The organism is Pseudomonas sp. LB3P93 (assembly GCF_054898025.1).
The window spans coordinates 4,451,532-4,472,087 of record NZ_CM142713.1 but is presented as its reverse complement, the minus strand read 5'-3'; the positions used below and the strand labels follow the sequence as shown (position 1 = coordinate 4,472,087).

Annotated in this window: 21 protein-coding genes; 9 read left to right on the top strand and 12 right to left on the bottom strand. The window is 60.9% G+C overall.

Going from position 1 to position 20,556, the window contains the following annotated elements:
* Nucleotides 1–89 precede the first annotated feature (89 nt).
* A complete protein-coding gene (locus tag ACYZT8_RS20150) occupies nt 90–902 on the top strand; it encodes an alpha/beta fold hydrolase (protein ID WP_461975343.1) in 813 nt (270 codons plus the stop codon).
* A gap of 129 nt (nt 903–1,031) precedes the next feature.
* Here ACYZT8_RS20150 and dsbG read toward each other — a convergent pair whose 3' ends face one another.
* The 4 genes from dsbG to ACYZT8_RS20130 form a co-directional block, all read right to left on the bottom strand.
* Nucleotides 1,032–1,802, bottom strand: a complete 771-nt coding sequence (gene dsbG / locus ACYZT8_RS20145; protein ID WP_461975341.1) for a thiol:disulfide interchange protein DsbG — start codon at nt 1,800–1,802, stop codon at nt 1,032–1,034.
* Entirely contained in the window at nt 1,778–2,644 is an 867-nt protein-coding gene (locus ACYZT8_RS20140) for a TlpA family protein disulfide reductase (RefSeq protein ID WP_461975339.1), read from the bottom strand. The genes dsbG and ACYZT8_RS20140 overlap by 25 nt, the downstream gene beginning before the upstream one ends.
* Complete coding sequence (gene dsbD, locus ACYZT8_RS20135) at nt 2,644–4,380, bottom strand: protein-disulfide reductase DsbD (protein ID WP_461975337.1); 1,737 nt, start codon at nt 4,378–4,380, stop codon at nt 2,644–2,646. The genes ACYZT8_RS20140 and dsbD overlap by 1 nt, the downstream gene beginning before the upstream one ends.
* Nucleotides 4,381–4,473: 93 nt before the next feature.
* On the bottom strand, nt 4,474–5,160 hold the full coding sequence (locus ACYZT8_RS20130) for a hypothetical protein (protein WP_461975335.1): 687 nt from the start codon (nt 5,158–5,160) through the stop codon (nt 4,474–4,476).
* A gap of 339 nt (nt 5,161–5,499) precedes the next feature.
* On the opposite strand from ACYZT8_RS20130, the gene ACYZT8_RS20125 reads away from it, so the two are divergent.
* From ACYZT8_RS20125 to ACYZT8_RS20100, 6 genes are all read left to right on the top strand, one after another.
* Nucleotides 5,500–6,183: a response regulator gene (locus tag ACYZT8_RS20125; protein ID WP_461975333.1), complete on the top strand. Its 684-nt coding sequence runs from the start codon at nt 5,500–5,502 to the stop codon at nt 6,181–6,183.
* On the top strand, nt 6,180–7,505 hold the full coding sequence (locus ACYZT8_RS20120; protein ID WP_461975331.1) for an ATP-binding protein: 1,326 nt from the start codon (nt 6,180–6,182) through the stop codon (nt 7,503–7,505). The genes ACYZT8_RS20125 and ACYZT8_RS20120 overlap by 4 nt, the downstream gene beginning before the upstream one ends.
* A 297-nt stretch (nt 7,506–7,802) precedes the next feature.
* Nucleotides 7,803–9,071 carry an IS110 family RNA-guided transposase gene (locus ACYZT8_RS20115; RefSeq protein ID WP_461973989.1) on the top strand — a complete coding sequence of 423 codons (1,269 nt, stop codon included), beginning with the start codon at nt 7,803–7,805 and terminating at the stop codon, nt 9,069–9,071.
* Between the two features lie 193 nt (nt 9,072–9,264).
* On the top strand, nt 9,265–9,750 hold the full coding sequence (locus ACYZT8_RS20110) for a GNAT family N-acetyltransferase (RefSeq protein WP_461975329.1): 486 nt from the start codon (nt 9,265–9,267) through the stop codon (nt 9,748–9,750).
* 77 nt (nt 9,751–9,827) lie between these two features.
* Nucleotides 9,828–11,240, top strand: coding sequence for a diaminobutyrate--2-oxoglutarate transaminase (locus tag ACYZT8_RS20105; RefSeq protein WP_461975327.1), 1,413 nt, complete (start codon nt 9,828–9,830; stop codon nt 11,238–11,240).
* A gap of 81 nt (nt 11,241–11,321) precedes the next feature.
* The gene (locus ACYZT8_RS20100) at nt 11,322–11,549 is read left to right on the top strand and encodes an MbtH family protein (RefSeq protein ID WP_010461182.1); all 228 of its coding nucleotides are present in this window, start codon (nt 11,322–11,324) and stop codon (nt 11,547–11,549) included.
* Nucleotides 11,550–11,718: 169 nt separating this feature from the next.
* On the opposite strand, the gene ACYZT8_RS20095 is transcribed toward ACYZT8_RS20100, so the two are convergent.
* The 8 genes from ACYZT8_RS20095 to ACYZT8_RS20060 form a co-directional block, all read right to left on the bottom strand.
* Nucleotides 11,719–12,699, bottom strand: coding sequence for a metal ABC transporter substrate-binding protein (locus tag ACYZT8_RS20095; protein WP_461975325.1), 981 nt, complete (start codon nt 12,697–12,699; stop codon nt 11,719–11,721).
* On the bottom strand, nt 12,700–13,599 hold the full coding sequence (locus ACYZT8_RS20090) for a metal ABC transporter permease (RefSeq protein WP_003226663.1): 900 nt from the start codon (nt 13,597–13,599) through the stop codon (nt 12,700–12,702).
* Nucleotides 13,599–14,357 (bottom strand): metal ABC transporter ATP-binding protein, encoded by a 759-nt coding sequence (locus ACYZT8_RS20085; RefSeq protein ID WP_461975323.1) that lies wholly within the window; start codon nt 14,355–14,357, stop codon nt 13,599–13,601. Before ACYZT8_RS20085 ends, ACYZT8_RS20090 begins: the two co-directional genes overlap by 1 nt.
* Nucleotides 14,358–14,431: 74 nt before the next feature.
* Nucleotides 14,432–15,358, bottom strand: coding sequence for a metal ABC transporter substrate-binding protein (locus ACYZT8_RS20080; RefSeq protein WP_461975321.1), 927 nt, complete (start codon nt 15,356–15,358; stop codon nt 14,432–14,434).
* Nucleotides 15,359–15,393: 35 nt separating this feature from the next.
* Nucleotides 15,394–15,966 (bottom strand): DUF6162 family protein, encoded by a 573-nt coding sequence (locus ACYZT8_RS20075; RefSeq protein WP_461975319.1) that lies wholly within the window; start codon nt 15,964–15,966, stop codon nt 15,394–15,396.
* On the bottom strand, nt 15,963–16,286 hold the full coding sequence (locus ACYZT8_RS20070; protein ID WP_461955003.1) for a hypothetical protein: 324 nt from the start codon (nt 16,284–16,286) through the stop codon (nt 15,963–15,965). Before ACYZT8_RS20070 ends, ACYZT8_RS20075 begins: the two co-directional genes overlap by 4 nt.
* The gene (locus ACYZT8_RS20065; RefSeq protein ID WP_461975317.1) at nt 16,283–16,825 is read right to left on the bottom strand and encodes a thiamine pyrophosphate-binding protein; all 543 of its coding nucleotides are present in this window, start codon (nt 16,823–16,825) and stop codon (nt 16,283–16,285) included. The genes ACYZT8_RS20070 and ACYZT8_RS20065 overlap by 4 nt, the downstream gene beginning before the upstream one ends.
* Nucleotides 16,822–18,015: a PepSY-associated TM helix domain-containing protein gene (locus tag ACYZT8_RS20060; RefSeq protein WP_461975315.1), complete on the bottom strand. Its 1,194-nt coding sequence runs from the start codon at nt 18,013–18,015 to the stop codon at nt 16,822–16,824. The genes ACYZT8_RS20065 and ACYZT8_RS20060 overlap by 4 nt, the downstream gene beginning before the upstream one ends.
* A 427-nt stretch (nt 18,016–18,442) precedes the next feature.
* Here ACYZT8_RS20060 and leuC point away from each other — a divergent pair, with 427 nt between their 5' ends.
* Nucleotides 18,443–19,864, top strand: a complete 1,422-nt coding sequence (gene leuC / locus ACYZT8_RS20055; protein WP_461975313.1) for a 3-isopropylmalate dehydratase large subunit — start codon at nt 18,443–18,445, stop codon at nt 19,862–19,864.
* Nucleotides 19,861–20,475 carry a 3-isopropylmalate dehydratase small subunit gene (gene leuD / locus ACYZT8_RS20050; RefSeq protein ID WP_461975311.1) on the top strand — a complete coding sequence of 205 codons (615 nt, stop codon included), beginning with the start codon at nt 19,861–19,863 and terminating at the stop codon, nt 20,473–20,475. The genes leuC and leuD overlap by 4 nt, the downstream gene beginning before the upstream one ends.
* Nucleotides 20,476–20,556 lie beyond the last annotated feature (81 nt).

The following is a 20,556-nucleotide window of genomic DNA, read 5'->3' as shown; positions in this document are numbered from 1 at the left end:
GCGCGAATTTGCGCGTTGACTGCCGCTTCGGACCGGCTCAGGCTGCCTCTGCTTTTTTTGTTGAATTCCCTTCACAAAGGAGACAGCTAATGCCCTTCGTAACGATTGACGGACAAGCCCTTCACTACATCGATCAAGGCACCGGCCCGGCAGTATTGCTGGCCGGCAGCTACCTGTGGGACCAGGCCATGTGGGCGCCGCAGATTGCTGCGTTGTCGCAACACCACCGGGTCATTGCCCTGGACCTGTGGGGCCACGGTGAATCCGGGCCACTTCCCGAAGGCACTCAATCGCTGGATGACATTGCCCGTCAGGCTTTGGCGCTGCTCGATCATCTGGACGTTGATCGTGTCACGCTGGTCGGTCTGTCGGTGGGTGGCATGTGGGGTGTTCGACTGGCGCTGTCCGCGCGACAGCGGATCAACGGCCTGGTGCTGATGGACACCTACGTGGGCGTCGAGCCGGAACCGACTCGTCAATACTATTTCTCGCTGTTCAAACAGATCGAAGATACCGGCGTGATCTCACCGCAGCTGCTCGACATTGTGGTGCCGATTTTCTTCCGTCCGGGGATCGATCCGCAGTCGGCGCTGTATCAGGATTTCCGCGCCAAACTGGCGGCGCTGCCGTCCGAGCGTCTGCGTGAAAGCATTGTGCCGATGGGGCGGATTACGTTTGGTCGGGAGGATCTGTTGCCGCGTCTGGGCGAACTGAATCCTGAAACCACGCTGGTGATGTGCGGCGATCAGGACAAACCGCGGCCACCGTCGGAAACGAAGGAAATGGCGGAGTTGATCGGTTGCCGGTATGTGCTGGTGCCGGAGGCGGGGCATATCTCCAATCTGGAGAATCCGCAGTTTGTGACCGAGGTGTTGTTGGCGTTTTTAGCCGAGAGACATTAGTCGATCTTGCTGGCCCCATCGTCGGATCGCCGCCCGGAGCCGGCTCGCTCCCACAGGGGAATGCATTCCAATGTAGGAGCGAGCCTGCTCGCGATGGGGTCGGTATGGTCACCAAGTCTCTGAAGCGAACTACTTCGGCCCGAGAATCTTCACCAACTTGTCCGGCGAAGGCGCGCCTTGCTGTTGTTGCAGCTCGCCCTTGTCGTCCATGTAGAAAATCGCCGGGGTGGCCTGCAGTTCCAGGTCTTCCATCAGCTGCATGTTCGCCGCGAGTTTCGCCTGAATTGCCGGCGGCACGTCCTTCAAGGCTTTCAGCGAGCTGCTCTTGCCAGACTTTTCGTGATCTTCCAGCGCCTTGCTCGGGTCCTTGGCGGCCAGCAGTGCGGCGGATTTGCCCGGGCTGTCTTCGCGAATGATCCCGACCATGATGTGCCGCAGCTGCACCTTGCCGGCCTTGACCCATGGTCGTGCTTGTTCCCAGAACATGTTGCAGTAAGGGCAGTTCGGATCGCTGAACAGATAGACGACGCGCGGCGCATCCTTGTTGCCGTCACCGATCCAGTTGCTGGCTTCCATCTTGCCCCAGACTGCCTTGGCCATCGGTGCGTAAACCAGCTTCTGCAACGGCGCGCTGCTCAGGTCGTTGCCGTCGGCGTCGTACAAATTACCGAGCAACACGTGCTTGCCGTCCGGGGTCAGGTACAGCGCCATGCCGCGGCTCTGGTACTGCGCGGCATAACCGCGCAGACCATCCGGTGCGTCGAACTGACCGACGATTTTTGCGCCCTTGGCTTCGATCTTCTTGATCGCCTCAGGCAATTCTTCGGCGGCCTGCACCGACGGCAGGTGCAGCAACGCTGCGCCCAGGGTCAGGGTCAGCAGGTGGCGGAGGCGGGGCATGGCAGTTTCCTTGAAGAGGTGGCCGGTACGGCAGGAGAAGGTGTGTCGAAGTTTTCCAGGGCGCGGGCCAGGCTGGCGTCCGAGAGTTCGCCCAAATGGCTGCCCAGCAATCGACCGTCGGGGCTATAGAACAGCGTAGTCGGCAATGCCATGGAACCCACGGCCTGACCCAATCGACCGCTGCCGTCGAACAGCACGTTGGTCAGGCTCAGGCCCTGGGTTTCGAGAAAGGTGCTGACGCTTTGCATGCTTTCGGCCTGATTGACGAACAGGAAGGTCAGGTCCGGGCGCTGTTGCTGAGCGTTTTCCAGCACCGGCATCTCCCGACGGCACGGCGGGCACCAGGTGGCCCAGAGATTGATGACCAACGGCCCGCCCTTGTAGTCCGCCAGTTGCACGGTTTCGCCGGCGGCATTGCGCAGGGCGATTTCCGGCAGGCGCGTGCCTTGTTCGTAAATACTCAGGGAGAAGGTCGCCAGCAGCCAGAACGCCAACCCGCTGGCCACGCCGAAACCCAGCGGGCGGCGCAAACCCGGTCGACGCCAACCGCGAAACAGCGCGGTGAGCAGCAGCACAATCACCCCGGGCCAGGCGAGGAAGCCGCCATCGCGCAGGTCGATGATCTGCCACGGATCGTTGCGATAGTGCGACCAGTAGGCGACCACGAAACCCACCCGCGCCGCCAACATGCCGAGCAAAAACAGGCTGAACAGCGCTGACTCGGGATTTTCGCCACCGCGCTTGGCCACCCGCCAGCCGACAAACGTCGCCAGTGCCAAGGCACTGATCAGCAGCAAATGGTTAAGCGCGATGGCAAAGGTGCCGAGGGTAAAAGTCAGCATTAACGAGCGTCTCGGGTGGTGGTCCAGCGTTGCAGGAAAGTATCGGCATCGACCTCACCGGTGATGCGCTGGCTGCGGCGCTCCTGGCCGTCTGCACCGATCCACAGAAAACTCGGTGGCCCCGGCACTTTATAACGGCCGAGCAGTTCGCGGCTGGCGGCATTGTCGGTGGTCACGTCCAGCCGTAGCAAGCGCACATCACTCAGCGCTGCCATCACATTGGCTTTGCCGAAGACCTGTTTTTCCATGACCTTGCACGACACACACCAGTCGGCGTAGTAGTCCAGCAGCACCCATTGGCCCTGGGCCTGGGCGGCGTCCAGTTCCTGTTGCAGCGCTTGCGGACTGTTAATCGTGGTGAACGCCTCATGGCCGGTCGGGCGAGCGGCATTACCGGAAGAAGCTGAAGCGCTGTAGACCTGCAACGGTTTGAGCAAATCATCACTGCCACCGGCGGCGCCGATCAGCAGCAGACCGCCCCAAATCCCGAGCAACAGCGCACTGGCGCCGAACAGATGGGCGACGCGACCAAAACCTTCCGACTGTTTCCACGCACTGTAGGCGGCGATCAGCAACAACGCGCCGCACAAACCGATCCACAGGGATTGATCCAGCACCGGGCGCAGCATCAGTAGCGCGGTGGCAAGGAACAGGAAACCGAACACGCCTTTAAGCAGGTTCATCCAGGCACCGGGTTTGGGCAGGAAGCGATTGCCCACGGTTACCAGCAACAGCAGCGGCACGCCGATGCCGATGCCCATGGCGAACAGAATCAGGCCGCCATGCAGCGCATTGCCACTTTGCGCGATGTAAAGCAGCGCGCCGGCCAATGGCGCCGTCATGCACGGGCCGACCAGCAACCCCGACAAGGCGCCCAGCACACCGGCACCGATCAGGCTGCCGCCGCGTTGATTGCGCGAGACATTTTCCAGCCGATCACGCACGGCCACCGGCAGTTGCAGCTCGAAGAAACCGAACATCGGCAACGCCAACAGGACAAATATCGCCGCGAAGCTGCCCAGCAGCCACGGGTTCTGCAACAGGGCCTGAAGGTTCGCACCAAGCAGCGCGGCCAGCACACCCATTGCCGCATATATCAGGGCCATGCTCACCACGTAACTGGTCGCCAAGGCGAAACCGCGTTTGGGCGTAGCCCCGCTGCCGACGATCAACCCGGCCAGAATCGGCAGCATCGGCAACGAGCAAGGGGTGAAGGCCAGCAACAGGCCCAGACCAAAGAACACCAGCACGCTCCAGCCCAGCGCCCGTTGTTGCAGGCCGCTGGCCAAGGCTTGATCCGGTGCTTCGTTGGTGGCGACCGCGACGCTGCCACCCAGATCCACGACCTGGGTTTGCGGCGGATAACACAAACCGGCATCGGCACAGCCCTGGAAGCCCACCTTGATCTGACCGGTGGCGCCCGCCGGAATCTTCAGATCCAGACCTTGGCGATAGACCTGCTGTTCGCCGAAGAACTCATCACTGTGCGCTTCGCCTTCAGGTAATGGCGGATGCTGCTCCGGGGGCAACCCCTCGAATTTCAGGCGTTTCTGATAAAGGTAATAACCATCGGTAATCTGCCAGTAGAGCTGTGTTTCACCCGATTCAAGGCGCTCGGAGGTGAAGACAAAGGCCTTTTCCACCGGCAGGAATTCAGGTTTGGTATCGAACGGATTGGTCCCTGCCTGGGCCACACCCGAGATCAAGAGAACAAAAAACAGAAACAGTCGACGCATGGGTAAGCCTTATCCCTGTGCAAGTGAGGTGCACAATGGGAGGCGGCGATTAACCGATGATTAACCGCGCCAGGTTCACAGACGAGTCAGTGTTCAGCTTGGAATCAGACCCCGCCATGTCGCTTCGTTGACGTCGAATGGGCCTGTGACAACGCGATTATCACAGTCATATCTCAGGTACTGATTGTTGGTCAGAAAGATATAAAAGTAGGTGTCGAGCAGTGGCGCATCGTTCTTTACAGCGGTAATCATGCGGCCTTTGTATTTTTCTAAATATGCCCAGTAGGAACCTTTGAGGGGCTTGATGTGCAGCTCTTGCGTGTAAGCGTTATAACTAAGATAGTTGCCGTCGTTCAGCAGTATCCAGAAAACAAACCTGCGCCCCGATTCCTCCAACCACATGACACCAACAATCTTGTCGAAGTAAGGTTTCAACGGCGCCCATATGGATTGTGAAACAGGCGTTTTGGTAACGACACAGTCGTTACCCTGGGAGTACCTGCACACCATCGGTGTCTTGCCTTCGTAGTAGAACAACACGAGAAGATCGCCACCAGCCCCGTCCCAATCAAGCCCCGAGGTGGTAAATCCACATCGCACGTCTTTTGCATGCTGGGAAAAGTCGTCCCAGTTACCGTAAACACTACAAGGGTAACCCTCTCCGACACAGTTGTCCCCAAGATCGAAACGAGAATAGGTTTCGTCGTCCTTGAAGAAAAAATGGATGCGGTCGAGCCCGTCGCGCCAGTCGACGGCTACAAAGTTTTTCAGGGTTGTCATTGTTTGATTCCTTTCGTTTATTTAAATGGCGCTACAGTGCGGTAGCGCGATTTTATGAGTGTGTTAATCGTATTGAAGTTGCTGCTGTTCAATGATGTTAGATTAGCGTTAGTGTTTGATAATTAGAATGGGTGTTGGGTGGTTGTATGTTTCAAGTTGAATCCGGGTGTTTGGTTTTAATAAGGGTGTAAAGAGTAAGTTGTCAGGCTGGCGCTATAGTTTTTAGTGACTACTCTTTGGTTCAATATTACGAATGTGCTTCTCGTCCGCTGACTCGCTCGTCATAATTCAGCCTTAATCCTCACCTGCTTGACTCGCTTTTTTGCTAAGGGGGCTCCCATGCACGTACTGGTTTGCGAAGACGATGAGCTGATCGCCAGCGGCATTGTCGCTGGCCTCACTGCCCAGGGCTTGACCGTGGAGCATGTGGCGACGGCATCCTCGGCCCGTGCGATGCTCAAGGTGGCTGAGTTCGACGTCATGGTGCTCGACCTTGGCCTTCCCGATGAGGACGGCTTGAAACTGTTGCAGCAGTTGCGTTCCAGTGGTCTGGAGATTCCGGTGCTGATCCTCACGGCACGGGACTCGGTCACCGACCGCGTCGACGGGTTACAGGCCGGTGCCGACGATTACCTGCTCAAGCCGTTCGACCTGCGTGAACTCGCCGCACGCCTGCACACCTTGTTGCGACGAGTGGCGGGGCGTAGCGTCAACCTGATCGAACATGGCCGTCTGACCTACGACCCGAGCAGCCGCGAAACCATGCTCGGCGGTCAGTCCGTCGACCTTTCGCGCCGTGAACAGTCGCTGTTGCAGGCCTTGTTGCATAACCGTGGTCGGGTGCTGTCCACTGAGCAACTGAAGGACAGCGTTTATGGTTTCAATGATGAGCTGGAGAGCAACGCCCTCAACGTGCATATCCATCACCTGCGGCGCAAACTCGGCAATGGCATTGTCGAGACCGTGCGCGGCCTGGGGTATCGCCTGGGGCCGGCCGATGGTGGAGAGGAATTGAAAAAGTGATGAGCCTGCGTTTGCGCCTGAGCCTGACGCTCGGCGCCGCTTTTGCGCTGATCTGGGCCCTGGCGGCAGCCTGGATGCTCAGCGACCTGCGCAACCAAATGATGTTTTCCCTCGACCAGCGGCTGGTGGCATCGGCGCGCATGGTCGCCGGCCTGATGGAGCAATTGCCGGCGTTGCCGAGCAAGGGCGAGGGCACCCATTTCAGTGCTGAACAGCTTAATATTCCTGGTGGCATGGCCTGCCAGGTCAGCTCGTTGCGCGGCGAAATCCTCGCCCGCAGTCACACCGACCCGCAACAAACCCTGGAAGCCGAGAAAATGGGCTTTCACGATCAGATGATCGACGGTGCTCCGTGGCGGAGCTTCACCCTGGCCCGCGGTGATTTGCGCATCACCACCGCTGACCGGCAAATCGAGCGTGAGGCGCTGAACATGTCGATCCTGCTGGCCGCTTCGGTGCCGGTGGGCGTGGCGTTGCTAGGCTGCCTGTGCCTGTTGTGGCTGGGGATCGGCCAGGGGCTGGCGCCGCTGAACCGGATGCGCGATGCCTTGATGCGGCGCAGCGCCGACTCTCTTGAGCCCTTGCAAATTCAGCCGTTGCCGAGCGAGCTTCAACCGTTGCTGGACACCCAGAATCAGCTGTTCCAGCGCATCGGCAAGACCATCGAACGCGAACGCCGCCTGACCGGCGACGCGGCTCACGAATTACGCAGCCCGCTGACAGCAATCAAAACCCACCTGCAAGTGGCGCGCATGACCGAGGGCGCGGCCCGGGATCAGTCCCTGGCCCGAGCCGAGGAGGGCGCCGACCGCATGCACCGCACGCTGGAGCAATTGCTGCTGCTGGCGCGGGTCGAGGGCAGCCTGTCTTTCGATGACGGTGTGCAATGCAGCGCCGAGCAAGTGGCGAAACTGGCGATCCAGGATGCTGCCAGTGGCGATCGTCGGCGGATCAAGCTGCAAATGCCGGCGAAGTTTTCCGATGCGCCGGTGCAAATGCCCGCGGTGCTGTCGATCGCCGCATTGCGCAACCTGCTGGACAACGCCCTGCGCCATACCCCGGGCGATGGGGCGGTGGAACTGAGCCTGGAAACCACCGGCAGTCGTGCGCGCTTTCTGGTCCGCGACCACGGCCCGGGGATTGCCGAAGACGACCTGCAACACCTGACCCAACGCTTCTGGCGCCACGGCCAGAGCACCGGCTGCGGATTGGGCCTTGCGATTGTTCAGGCGATTGTTCAGCGCTGCGGCTGCACCCTGCATTTCGACAGCCGCCCGGATGGGTTGCGGGTTGAGTTGACCATGCCATTACAACCCCTCTAACCAACACCCCAATCCCCTGTAGGAGCGAGCCTGCTCGCGATATAGGTAGTCCGTTCCTTTCTCTTCCATACTGACTTCGCTGGAAGTTCGCTGTCGGCGAGGAAGGAACATGCACCTGCGGGCTACGAATATGCTCGCGAAGCACTCGATGATTACGCCATCACCTTCGAGCCCACAGGTGCGCTTGCGCCCTCTAACGAATTCTCAGGGAAAGCCCGACACGGCTCTCTATATCGCCTTCGCTGGACGCAAGCATGCATGTCCCTGCATGTACTTTAGCGCCTGTGGAGGTGTTCCATGCAAACGCTCCTGTCTCAGAGGTTCACTGCTTATATCGGAATTGATTGGGCAGATGCCAAGCACGACATCTGTTTGCAGATAACTGGAGAGGCTCAGCGGAGTTTCGAGGTCATCGACCACAAGCCCGAGTCGATTGATCGCTGGGCCAAGTCGCTGCATCAACGTTACGGTGGCCCGATCGCGGTCGCCGTGGAGCTGAACAAAGGGCCACTGATAGCGGCTCTGCAAAAATATGAGTTTTTTTGTATCTTTCCGATCAATCCGAGCACCTTGGCCCGGCACCGTAAAACCTTCGTCCCCAGTGGCGCCAAGGATGATCCAACGGATGCTCAATGGGCGCTTGAGCTGTTGCTGAATCACCCAGAACGGTTTCCTCAACTGGTCCAGCAAAGCTCCGCCATGCGTTCGCTCGCCAGTCTGACCGAACATCGCCGTGGGCTGGTCGATGACCGGGTCAAGATCAGCAACCGTCTGGTCTGCATGCTCAAACAGTATTATCCGTTGGCTCTTGAGCTGTTTCATGACCATGACACGCTGGTTTTCTGTGAGTTTTTGGCGCGCTGGTCGACATTTGAAGTGCTTAAGCGCGCTCGGCCGGCCAGCGTTTTGAAGTTCCTTCACGCGCATAATGTTCGCCATGCTGAACTCAATCAGCAGCGTTTGGCGTTGATCACCAAAGCCATGCCGTTGACTGAAGATCCAGGCGTGGTCAGTCCTTCAGCGCTGTATGTGCTGGCCCTGGTCTCGCAACTGAAAGGGGTCATCACGGCGATCAAAGACTTTGATCGGGAGATCGAAAAAACCGCCAATACCCTGGCCGACTACCGCCTCTTCCAGGCCTTGCCCGGCGCGGGGCAGCAGCTTGCGCCACGGTTGATGGTGGCTTTTGGTGAGCAGCGAGATCGCTTCAAGGATGCCAGTTCGATGCAGCGATACGCCGGGATCGCACCGGTTACCGAACGTAGCGGCAAGAAAAAAGTCGTTCATTGGCGCTATCAATGCGCAACTTTTTTGCGCCAGACCTTTGTTGAGTGGGCTGCACACAGCATCAATCAATCGGTGTGGGCAGAAGCTTATTATCGCCAGCAAAGGGCCAAAGGCTGCTCTTACCAAGCCGCCCTCAGGGCCTTGGCGTTCAAGTGGATCCGGATCGTTTATCGGTGCTGGAAGACCAGCACCGTGTACGACGAAAAGGTTTATTTACAGGCCTTGCTCCGGCACGGCTCGCCGTTGACCAGCGAGCTGAACACAGCAAAATCGCGTTGACGGAAAGGCTCAGGGCGTGATGGCGGCAGCACATCCAGCATTGATGTGGCAGATAGACCGCTATGGCGAGCAGGCTCGCTCCCACAGGGGGCTGTGTTGCACATCAAATGTAACTTCTCTCCATTAGCCACCCACTCGCCACAGCGCTATCGTCCCCGGCAGCTTTTTCTCAATGGATTGAGGTAACAGCGCCATGGAAGCATCGATTCACATCTGCAAGGCAACCCCCGCCGACGCCGGCATCATCAGCCGGATCGTCGAGCGCTCCATTCGTGTCGGCTGCGCGCTCGACCACCGCAACGACCCGCGAACAGTTGCCACCTGGACCCACAACAAAACCATCGAACACGTGCAACCCTGGCTGACCGACCAACGGTTGTACCTGAACATCGCCCTGTTGCAGGACAAACCGGTCGGTGTCGCCATGGCAGGGATCACCGGCAAGGTTGCGTTCTGCTACGTGCAGCCGGAATGGTTTCGTCGCGGTGCCGGAGAGGCGCTGATACACGACCTCGAAGGCTGGTTGATCAACCAAGGGCTGGCGCATGCACGACTCAACAGCACCCGCACCAGCGAGGCCTTTTACCGTCATTTGGGTTACCGGCCCTGCGCCGAAATCTTCACCGTGGCCGGGCTCCACGCCATTCCCATGCACAAAGCACTGACACTGCCTTCATAGAAAGCTGATCGAGGGTCTAAATCCTCGGCGCCCTGATGCGTTTCCAGAACAGGAAAACCTTATTGAGGGGTCGAGAGATGTCAGTCGCTACCAGCCTTATGGAAGATCAGTCGGCCCGGATCACTCCGGCGCCGGCCGAGACGCTTTATCAATTCAACGAATCGCCGCTGTTGGCCCGTCAAAACCAGCAGGAATCGAATGCCCGCAGCTACCCGCGGCGCATTCCCCTGGCGCTCAAACGCGCCAAGGGTATTTATGTCGAAGACGTCGAAGGCCGCCGTTTCATCGACTGCCTGGCCGGTGCCGGAACCCTGGCCCTGGGGCATAACCATCCGGTGGTGATCGAAGCGATCCAGCAAGTGCTGACCGATGAACTGCCGCTGCACACCCTCGACCTGACCACGCCGGTCAAGGATCAGTTCGTCCAGGACCTGTTCGGTCTGCTGCCACCGGCCCTGGCCGCGCAAGCGAAGATCCAGTTCTGTGGCCCGACCGGCACCGACGCGGTGGAAGCCGCGCTGAAACTGGTGCGTACCGCCACCGGACGCAGCACCGTGCTGTCGTTCCAGGGCGGTTATCACGGCATGAGCCAGGGCGCGTTGAGCCTGATGGGCAGCCTGGGGCCGAAAAAGCCATTGGGCGCCTTGCTCAGCAACGGCGTGCAGTTCATGCCCTATCCCTACGATTACCGCTGCCCGTTCGGGCTCGGCGGCGCGCAAGGGGTGAAGGTCAACCTGAGCTACCTGGAAAACCTGCTGAATGACCCGGAGGCCGGTGTGCAATTGCCGGCGGCGGTGATCGTCGAGGCAGTGCAAGGCGAGGGCGGGGTGATCCCGGCCGATCTCGATTGGTTGCGCGGCCTGCGACGCATCACCGAAAAGGCCGGCGTGGCGCTGATCGTCGATGAAATCCAGAGCGGTTTCGCCCGCACCGGCAAGATGTTCGCCTTCGAGCACGCCGGAATCATTCCCGATGTGGTGGTGATGTCCAAAGCCATCGGCGGCAGCCTGCCATTGGCGGTGGTGGTCTATCGCGACTGGCTCGACACTTGGCTGCCGGGCGCCCATGCCGGGACGTTCCGCGGCAACCAAATGGCCATGGCCGCGGGTTCTGCGGTGATGCGTTACCTGACCGAACACAAGGTCTGCGAGCACGCCGCCGCCATGGGTGAACGCTTGAGCGAACACCTGCGCATCCTGCAGCGGGACTTCCCGCAACTGGGTGACATTCGCGGGCGCGGCTTGATGCTCGGCGTTGAACTGGTCGATCCGACGGGTACGCCCGATGCATTGGGTCATCCACCGATTTTCGGACGCCTGGCGCCGCTGGTGCAGCGTGAATGCCTCAAGCGCGGGTTGATTCTTGAGCTGGGTGGCCGTCATGGCGGCGTGGTGCGCTTCCTGCCGCCGCTGGTGATTACCGCGGCGGAAATCGATCGGGTGGCGGAGATTTTCGGCCGGGCCATGGCCGCTGCCACCGCCAGCCTCTAAATTTTTCGAGCGGCAGAACGTTCCTTCTACATACCGGCTGCACACGCTGTGCAGCCCACCCTACAGCGATGGAGAAACACCATGACGTCAGTATTCGACCGCGAGGACATCCTCTTTCAGGTCGTGGTCAACCACGAAGAGCAGTACTCGATCTGGCCCGACTACAAAGCCGTGCCTGCCGGCTGGCGCACCGTGGGCAAGAGCGGCCTGAAAAAGGAATGCCTGGCCTACATCGAAGAGACCTGGACCGATATGCGTCCGTTGAGCTTGCGTCAGAAGATGGATGAGCAGGCGGCAGTGGCTAATTAAGGCACGGCGCAAAAAAAGGAGCCCGCTGGACTGTTAGCAGTCAGCGGGCTTTTTGCTAGAGATCGTTCCCACGCTCTGCGTGGGAATGCAGCCCGGGACGCTCCGCGTCCCAAAGCGGACGCAGAGCGTCCATTGAGGCATTCCCACGCAGAGCGTGGGAACGATCATCTTAGGTAGCGGGTTTACCGCTCAACCCCTTGATCAGCAAATCCACATTCCCTTCCAGCTCAACCACCGGATCCGCCGCGTCCACACTCAACACCACCAGCCGACTGCCAGACTCAGTAATCACCGCTTTCACCGCATCCGACGGCTGTCGATGATGCAACACCACCGCCACGTCATTGTCCTTCAGCGTCGCGCCCAATTGCTTGAGCGCTTCAGGTGTCCATTCGGCATCAGGGCGTGCATCGAGGCCGATCAGCTCCAGATTCAGCCCGCCGATCAGGTAGCCGAAGTGATCGCTCAGGCTCATCACACTGAGGTTGTCGGCGCTGGCCAGACGAGCTTCGCTGTCCGCGCTGAGCTTGAGCAGCCGTTGCTTCAACGCCGCCAGGTTAGCCTCGATTTTCGGCTTGGCCTCGGGCGCCAGGCGCACCAGGTCTGCCGCCATCACATCCGCCATGCGCCCCATGTTGTTGCTGGAAAACCACGGCTGACTGTTCAACCCGTCGACCTTGTTGCCCGGCTGCACGGCGATGCCGGCGAGGGCGCCGTCCACCGGGCGGGCGGCATCGATTTCAATGATGCGGATGTTGCTGCGACGAGCGTTCGGGTACAGCGGGTCGTCCGGCCACAATGAGCGCAGACCGATCACCGCATCGGCGTCGGTCGCCAGTTTGGCCAGCGCCGGAGCGCCACGGCCGGTGAAGTACGCCGTCTGCCGTGTCCCGGGCAGGTTGGCCGGTGCCGCGCGCTCGATGGCGACATCGGTGCCCTCCAGCAGCACGCTGCCCAGGCCAAACGTAACCGGCAACGAAGCCAGGACCAGCACCTTGTGCGTCGATGTTGCGGCGAAGAGCGCGGTATTGCCGATACCATGACTGGCCAGCATGCGCATCGGTTCAAATTGGTCGACGGCGTGCACGCTGAACGAAGCGGGTCCACACAGGGCCACGGCCAGGGTCAATTGACGCAAAGTAAAAGACATTTATCCGAGATTCCCTTTCAGACTTGGAACGACGCCACGCGCAATGGCGGCCAGAGCAAAAGCGATACCGGCCACCAGAATGATCGCGGCACCGGACGGAATAGGCAGGTCGAAGACGATCGGCGCGAGGATTCCACACAGTGTGCTGACCGTGGCGATCAGCACCGAACACCAGAAGAAACCCTTCAGAGACTGGCTGAGCAAACGTGCTGCCGCGGCTGGAATTACCAGTAGCGCACCGACCAGAATCGCGCCGATGACTTTCACAGCAGCCACGGTGATCAGGGTCACCAGAATCACAAACAGATAATCCAGGGTCTTCACCGCCACACCGCGTACCGCCGCCAGTTGCGGGTTGAAACTGGCCAGCATGATGCGGTTGTACAGCGGCAAGGCCAACGCCATGACCAGCGAGCCGACGATGGCCAGCACCAGCAGATCATTGCCGTTGACCGTCAGCACCGAACCGAACAGCACGTTTTCGAGGATGTGCACGTTGATCTTGCCCGCCAGGATCAGCAGCAGGCTCGCGCCCAGCGCCAGCGACACCGAGAGAAACACGCCGATCAACGTATCCGGCGCCAACCCGGTGCGGTTACGCAGGTAGTTGAGCAGGATGCCGAACAGCAGGCAGTAACCGAACAGGCTGCCGTAAGGCCCGGTGTAGGGTTCGCCGAGCAGGATGCCGATGGCCACGCCAGTCAATGCCGCGTGACCCACCGCTTCGGAGAAAAACGCAAAGCGCTTGACCACCACCAACGTGCCCAGACCGCCCAGCACCGGGCCGATCAGCAACCCGGCGAGCAGCGCGTTGACCACAAATCCATAGGCCAGCGCTTCGGGCAGGTAACCCGAAGACGCCCAGCCCTGGACCATCAAGCGAAAGGCTTCATAACTCATCAGGCAGCGCTCCGTGGATGGGTGGAGAACAGGGTCAGCAAACGCTCCGGCGTCAAAGCTTCCTTGGGCGTGGCATCGAACAGCACCCGGCGATTGAGCCCGGTGACGCGATCCGCCAAACGCCCGACCGCTTCCAGATCATGCTCGATCCACAGCACAGTGATGCCGCTCTGGCGCCAGTCGCCGAGCAGCCGTTCGAACACCTGGATACCGGCCTCATCGAGGGCCGACATCGGTTCGTCGAGTACCAGCAACTGCGGTGCCGGGATCAACCCTTGAGCGAGCAACACGCGCTGACGCTCACCGCCGGACAACGCGCCCATGCGCCGCTTGCGTTTGTCCTGCATGCCGACGCGTTCAAGCGCTTCACCGATCGCTGCCGCGTAATGCTTGCTCAAACCGAGGAATGCGGGACGGCGCTGACACATCGCGGCCATGAAATCGTCGACGGTCATTGGCAGGCCGCGATCGAATTCCAGCGCCTGAGGCACGTAGCCAATGGTCCCGGGAGTGCCGGGCCATTGCAGGCTCAAACGGCCCTGGTGCGGCATCTGTCCGAGCAGCGTCTTGATCAGCGAGCTCTTGCCACCACCGTTGGGGCCCACCAGCGCATGCACGCTGCCGGGCTGGACTTGAAACGTCACGTTGTCGAGGATCGTCGTGCGCCCCAGCGTCAAACTGACCTCCGCAAAGTCCAGCGTCGGCCCCGAACCCTGTAGGAGTGAGCCTGCTCGCGATTGCGGTGGGTCAGTCAACATCGATGTCGATTGACACTCCCTCTTCGCGAGCATGCTCGCTCCCACAGGGGAATCGCTGATGGTTTCTTTCGCCGTCATTTCCCCGACTCCTGAATCGCCCGGACCACCGTGTTGAGGTTGCCGGTCATTTCCTTCTCATACTTGTCGGCGGTGTATTCGCCATAGGAAATATGCGACAGCGGGTACAGCTTGACCCCTGACTCACGCTGGATGGTCTCGACGTAAGTAGACGGGAAATCCATCTCCGAGAAGATCACCTTCACGTCCAGTTCCCGCAGTTGATCGATGGTCTTTTTCAGCTGGCTCGGGCTCGGCTCGATGCCGTGGGCCGGTTCAACCACGGCCGTCACTTCCAGGCCGAATTCACGCAGCAGGTAGTCGTAAGCTGCGTGAACAGTGGCCACCCGCAGTTCGGCGTTCGGCGCCTGGGTCAGTTTTGCCAGGGCGTCGGCGCGCATCTGCCGCAGGCGTTTGCCGTAGGCACGGGCGTTCTGGGTGTAGGTCTTGGCATTGGCCGGGTCGAGTTTGCCCAGTTCCCGGGCGATGTTGTTGACCTGGGCAATGGAAGCGCTGATCGACAGGAAGGTGTGCGGGTTGACGACTTTGCCGGCGCCGCGCGCGGCGACACCGGTGGCGGCCAGCAGCGGCACGTTTTCGTTGGCTTCGATCACCGGGACGTTCGGGGTTTCGCTGGCGGCGATCATGCGGTCGGCGAAGTCGTCATGACCGACGCCGTTGAGCACGATCACGTCCAGTCCGCTGATGCGCTTGATGTCCTCGGCGCGGGGCTCGTAGGCGTGCGGGTTGAACCCGGACGGAATCAGCGGCACCACCTCGGCTTTGTCACCGACGATGTTGGCCACGTAGCTGTAATAAGGGTGCAGGGTGATGCCGATGCGCAGGCGCTTGGCCTCGTCGGCGCTGGCCAGTGGCGTCAGCAGGCAAGCCAGCACGCCAACCACTGTCAGGCGCAGGAAAGAGCGTAGAGATGAAATAGGCATGGGAAAGCGGTCTTCTCTCGGGTGAAGGCGAGGGTTCAGTGCCGGTGCTGGCGGGTCACGCCGGCATCGAATTGCGCGACGATCTGCTGCCAGCCAGCGCTTTCGAGCGCGGCGTCAGTGAGATCGGTCGGGGCCGCGAGGGCTTTGCCGCGGTTGAGCCAGACGTCCGGCGCATCGTCGTCGGCAGTCAGGCGCATCAGAAACGAACCGGCCACGGCGGGTGTCTGGCTCTGACCGAAGTAAGCCTTGGCGTCGAGCAACTGCCAGGCATGGCCGCCACGACTGACGGAACTGGCGTCCTGGGCAAACGGCGCAAAGCCTTCATCGGCAAGATTCTGGGGTGTCGGCAACGCTTGCTGTTCCTGGCGCAGCAAATGAATTTCGTCCAGCGTCACCCGCAGGTCGGCGTAGATCCCTTGCTCGGACGCGCTCAGGTCGCGGCGGGCATCCAGTTGATGGCTGGTGACGCTGCTGACTTCCTGAGACTCATGGCGCCAGGCAACCACCGAGCCGGCCACCGCCAGGATCATCAGGCACAACAGCAACACAAACAGGGTTTCATGGCCGGCACCGGCCGGGCGGACGACGTGCGTAGTAGGCGTACTCATGGGGCTTGAATGTCCGCTTGGTCGATCTCGACGACGTGGCCGGGGCCGGCGTCGAACAGCACGTAGAACTCGGCGCCGGGCTTCTTGAAGGTCAGGGTCGAATCGGCGCCGAGCTTGCCCGGCACCAGGATGGTTTCGTCGTAGCCGATCACGTCCAGCGTCACCCCCGGCGCGCCGCTGCCGTCGGAGAAACCGCCCGTGCACTGGATTTGTTCTGCGTCGATGGCTTTGCATTCGCACATCGGGTTGTGGGCCAGGGCGCTGGCGCTGAAACCGGCGCAGAGCACCAGCAAAGCCGCGTTCAGAGATCGTAGCGTCATGGTTTGCCTCCTTGTTTGTTCAGCCACGCGAGGGTGGCGGGGGATGCCTGGCTCAGCGGGATCGACGCTTGATGCATCGCGCCGTCCCAGCCTTCCATGGTGATCCACAGTTCGGCGTCGGCTTTGGTTTTGTCCGGGATCGGCAGCATGGCGCCCATGCGGTACGGCGTGCCGAAGAAAATCACCCCGGCGGCGCGCAGGCTGCGGGGTTTGCCGATGCGCAGGTACGTCGCCTTGACCTGATCGCGACAGCTGTCGCACAGGGCCGCGTTGAAGTTCTTCATGTAGCCGGCCGGGCCATCGAGGGTCGGTGCTTCGTTGCGCAACTCGGCGAGGCGCAGGCTCCAGGGGCCGACCTTCACTTCACCGATCTCCCGCTCACCGAGCCCGGTGTCGCCGCGAAACAGCGCCGCGTCGGCAAAGTACTTGGGCATGAACCCCAGCGGCACCAGCAACAGCAGAACGTTGATGTGGAAGCGCCATTTGTGCCAGAAGCGGCTCAGTTTCGAGGCCGGTTTGTCGGCGGCGAACAGGCTCATTGGCTGACCTCCGTGGTTTCACGGCTTGTGACGACGACCGCGCGCGGACGTTTGTCTTTGCGCTTGAGGGCATTGGCCGTGGCCAGGGCGGTGCGTTTGGTCCAGATCAACAGGCCGCTGAGCACCATCATGCTCAGGATCAAACCGAAGAAGAACCAGATCAGCTTGATCCAGATGCCGCCGAAATCACCGGTGTGCAACGGCCGCATGGATTCGGTCACCAACTCCAGGCCGGAACGGTCCGACAGCAGGCGGGTGGCGGCGATATCGCCGGTGTACGGGTTGATCTCGGCGGTCTGGAACATCAAGGGATACCAACTGCGACCGCCCACGGTCAGGTAGCTGTAGGCATTGGCGGGCATGCTGACGAAGCTGTCTTCCAGGCCGGGGATGCGTTCCTTGGCCTGGGCAATCGCCGCCTCCAGGCTGATCATCGGCGCGGGCGAGCCATCGGTGCTCACCGGCACGCTCTCACGGGGGACCACAAGCGCCACCGGCGCGGTGGAAATCGACACCTGGTTATCAAACATGAAGGCTTGAATCAGGAACCAGGTGCTGGTGATGGAAATCACCGCGATGAACCAGATCGACCAGATGCCACTCAGGCGGTGAAAGTCGCCCCAGAAAATCCGCGCGCCATGACGGATGCGCAACGTCGGCCGGAAGAAGCCTTTCCAGAAACGCTTGTAGACCACCAGTCCGGTCACCAGCGACGCCAGCAACGGCAGGCTCAGGAACGACACCAGGTACCAGCCCCAGCTGTAACCGTTGGTGAACGGCACCAGCCACCAGCCATGCAATGCACGGGTGAAGGCCTGGAAATTGAATGGCGGGGCGGTGCCCTGAATTACGCCGGTGTACGGGTTGACGTAAACCGTCAACGAGCGGCCATCGGGGTAGCTGACGTTGACATCGAGGGCGAAGTGCGACTCGTCGGGCCGGCTGATGCCCTCGACCAGTGTGTTCGGTTCCGCCTTCTTGATGGCGGCGATGATCTGGTCATAACTGAGCAGCGGCGCATCGTCCGTGGGTTGGCTGGCGCGCATTTGCGGGTTGGCCAGCCAGACGATTTCCTGACTGACCACCGCCAGCGTGCCGGTGACACAGACGATCAGCACGAAAAACCAGATCGGCAAGGCCAGCCAGCTATGGACCAGAAACCAGAGTTTTGAGCGGGATTTCTTCGACATGATTAAAGGTCTTGTTTCGATGAGAGGGCCTCTGCTGCGGGCTTCCCAGCGATGAGGTCCATGAAAGGCCGGCCCGTGGCTTTTGCCTACGCGGACTGACTGCATCTATATAGGACGGATGAGGAACGGAAATCCCGAAGCGGTATATGAAAGTAAATGTTTCCCGTTCCTGCCAACACACCATCCCCTGTGGGAGCGGGCTTGCTCGCGAAGGCGTCTTGTCCGTCGATATCAATGTCGACTGACACACCGCTTTCGCGAGCAAGCCCGCTCCCACAAGGGATTTGCATTCACTTCAGGACGGGGGGGCCTCGATCCAACACGAACCATGGTTCACGGGATCACTCTCCGGCCATTGATGGGGATGGCCCACTCCCTAAGATGGAACTCAGACGCCTTTCACCCGCGAGCCTGAGCGAGCCCCTCCATGACGCCAGCAAGAACCCTCTACGACAAACACATCGATTCCCACACGGTGTGTCGCCTCGATGACCAGGGCCACGTCCTGTTGTACATCGATCGCCAGGTCATCAACGAATACACCAGCCCCCAGGCGTTCAGCGGTTTGCGCGAGGCCGGGCGCGGGGTCTGGCGTGCCGGAACCGCGTTGGCTGTGGTCGATCACGTCAACCCCACCGCCCCGGTGCGCATCGCCGCCATGCCGGACCCCGGTGGCGCGCGGCAAGTGTCGTACCTCGCGGAAAACTGCCAGGACTTCGGCATCGAGTTGCTCGACATCCTCAACAAACGCCAGGGCATCGAACACGTCATTGCGCCGGAGCAGGGGTTCATTCTGCCGGGCATGGTGATCGCGGCGGGCGACAGCCACACCACCACCTATGGCGCCCTCGGTGCGTTCGGTTTCGGCATCGGCACTTCGGAGATTGAGCACCTGCTGGCGTCCCAGACCCTGGTCTACAAACGCCTGAAAAGCATGCGCGTGACGGTGGATGGCGAGTTGGCGCCGGGGCTGACGTCCAAGGACGTGATCATGGCGCTGATCGGCCAGATCGGCGCGTCGGGCGCTACCGGGTACGCCATCGAGTTTCGCGGCTCGACCATCGATGCGTTGAGCGTCGAAGCGCGCATGACCATCTGCAACATGGCCGTCGAGGCCGGGGCGCGAGGCGCATTCATGGCCCCGGACGAGAAAGTCTTCGCCTACCTCAAGGACAAGCCCCGTGCACCCAAAGGCGCGTTGTGGGAGCAAGCGGTCGAGAAATGGTGGGCCTTGCACAGCGACGCGAACGCGCCTTTCGACCGCGAAGTCCGGGTGGACGCCAGCACCCTGGAACCGATGGTGACGTGGGGCACCAGCCCGGATCAGGCGTCACCGATTGGCGCGCGCGTGCCGGACCCGCAAGACGTCAGCGACCTGATCCTGCGTCAGGACATGCGCCGTGCCCTGAACTACATGGGCCTCGAAGCCGGCATGCCGCTCAGCGAGATCGTCATCAGCCACGCCTTTATCGGCTCCTGCACCAACGCGCGCATCGAAGACCTGCGCGACGCCGCCAGCGTGGTGCGGGGCAAACACGTCGCCGGGCACGTGCGGGCGATGATCGTGCCGGGTTCCACCGAAGTGAGAAACCAGGCTGAAGCCGAAGGTTTGGCGGCAATCTTTATCGAGGCCGGGTTCGAGTGGCGGCAGTCTGGCTGCTCCATGTGCCTGGCGATGAACGATGACGTGCTGGCACCGGGCGACCGCTGCGCCTCCAGCACCAACCGCAATTTCGAAGGCCGTCAGGGCGCGGGCGCGCGCACGCACCTGATGAGTCCGGCCATGGTCGCCGCCGCGGCGATCACCGGTCGCTTGACCGACATCCGTCACTTAGGAGACCGCGCATGAGCCTGCAACCTTTCACCCAGTTCACCGGCAAGGCCGCGCCGATGCTCGCTGCCAACATCGACACCGACGTGATCATGCCCAAGCAGTTTCTCAAGGGCATCGATCGCGCCGGGCTGGATCGTGGTTTGTTTTTTGACCTGCGGTTTATGCCGGACGGTTCGCTGAACCCCGAGTTCGTGCTGAACAAACCGGCATGGCAGGGTGCAAGCTTCATGGTGGTCGGGCCGAATTTTGGCTGCGGGTCGAGCCGTGAGCATGCGGTGTGGGGTTTGAAGCAGATGGGGATTCGGGCGCTGATCGGCAGTAGCTTTGCCGGGATTTTCTATGACAACTGCCAGCGTAACGGGGTGTTGTTGATTACCCTCGAAGAGGCGGTGTCACAGCGGCTTGGGCAAGTGGTCAGTGAGCCGGACAGCGCGCTGATTAATGTCGATCTGGAAGTTCAAGAGATTCGCCTCCACGACGGTCGGGTCATCCCGTTCGAGATCGACACCTTGCGCAAAACCGCACTGTTGCTGGGCCTCGACGCCATCGGCAGCACCTTGCAGCGCAGCGAGCAAATCAAAACCTTCGAACGCAATCACCTGGCTGCCAACCCTTGGTTGTCCTGACAATCCTGATCTTGTGGCGAGGGAGCTTGTTCCCGCTGGGCCGCGAAGCGGCCCCTCTTCCCTCCAAAAAGAAGGGGACTG

What these genes read in the sequence shown, in the direction of transcription:
- dsbD (WP_461975337.1), bottom strand. Translation starts at nt 4,380, where the DNA reads ATGCGTCGACTGTTTCTGTTTTTTGTTCTCTTGATCTCGGGTGTGGCC.
- ACYZT8_RS20125 (WP_461975333.1), top strand. Translation starts at nt 5,500, where the DNA reads ATGCACGTACTGGTTTGCGAAGACGATGAGCTGATCGCCAGCGGCATT.
- ACYZT8_RS20140 (WP_461975339.1), bottom strand. Translation starts at nt 2,644, where the DNA reads ATGCTGACTTTTACCCTCGGCACCTTTGCCATCGCGCTTAACCATTTG.
- ACYZT8_RS20070 (WP_461955003.1), bottom strand. Translation starts at nt 16,286, where the DNA reads ATGACGCTACGATCTCTGAACGCGGCTTTGCTGGTGCTCTGCGCCGGT.
- ACYZT8_RS20095 (WP_461975325.1), bottom strand. Translation starts at nt 12,699, where the DNA reads ATGTCTTTTACTTTGCGTCAATTGACCCTGGCCGTGGCCCTGTGTGGA.
- ACYZT8_RS20065 (WP_461975317.1), bottom strand. Translation starts at nt 16,825, where the DNA reads ATGAGCCTGTTCGCCGCCGACAAACCGGCCTCGAAACTGAGCCGCTTC.
- ACYZT8_RS20105 (WP_461975327.1), top strand. Translation starts at nt 9,828, where the DNA reads ATGTCAGTCGCTACCAGCCTTATGGAAGATCAGTCGGCCCGGATCACT.
- ACYZT8_RS20130 (WP_461975335.1), bottom strand. Translation starts at nt 5,160, where the DNA reads ATGACAACCCTGAAAAACTTTGTAGCCGTCGACTGGCGCGACGGGCTC.
- ACYZT8_RS20100 (WP_010461182.1), top strand. Translation starts at nt 11,322, where the DNA reads ATGACGTCAGTATTCGACCGCGAGGACATCCTCTTTCAGGTCGTGGTC.
- ACYZT8_RS20090 (WP_003226663.1), bottom strand. Translation starts at nt 13,599, where the DNA reads ATGAGTTATGAAGCCTTTCGCTTGATGGTCCAGGGCTGGGCGTCTTCG.
- leuC (WP_461975313.1), top strand. Translation starts at nt 18,443, where the DNA reads ATGACGCCAGCAAGAACCCTCTACGACAAACACATCGATTCCCACACG.
- ACYZT8_RS20060 (WP_461975315.1), bottom strand. Translation starts at nt 18,015, where the DNA reads ATGTCGAAGAAATCCCGCTCAAAACTCTGGTTTCTGGTCCATAGCTGG.
- leuD (WP_461975311.1), top strand. Translation starts at nt 19,861, where the DNA reads ATGAGCCTGCAACCTTTCACCCAGTTCACCGGCAAGGCCGCGCCGATG.
- ACYZT8_RS20115 (WP_461973989.1), top strand. Translation starts at nt 7,803, where the DNA reads ATGCAAACGCTCCTGTCTCAGAGGTTCACTGCTTATATCGGAATTGAT.
- ACYZT8_RS20085 (WP_461975323.1), bottom strand. Translation starts at nt 14,357, where the DNA reads ATGTTGACTGACCCACCGCAATCGCGAGCAGGCTCACTCCTACAGGGT.
- dsbG (WP_461975341.1), bottom strand. Translation starts at nt 1,802, where the DNA reads ATGCCCCGCCTCCGCCACCTGCTGACCCTGACCCTGGGCGCAGCGTTG.
- ACYZT8_RS20080 (WP_461975321.1), bottom strand. Translation starts at nt 15,358, where the DNA reads ATGCCTATTTCATCTCTACGCTCTTTCCTGCGCCTGACAGTGGTTGGC.
- ACYZT8_RS20075 (WP_461975319.1), bottom strand. Translation starts at nt 15,966, where the DNA reads ATGAGTACGCCTACTACGCACGTCGTCCGCCCGGCCGGTGCCGGCCAT.
- ACYZT8_RS20110 (WP_461975329.1), top strand. Translation starts at nt 9,265, where the DNA reads ATGGAAGCATCGATTCACATCTGCAAGGCAACCCCCGCCGACGCCGGC.
- ACYZT8_RS20150 (WP_461975343.1), top strand. Translation starts at nt 90, where the DNA reads ATGCCCTTCGTAACGATTGACGGACAAGCCCTTCACTACATCGATCAA.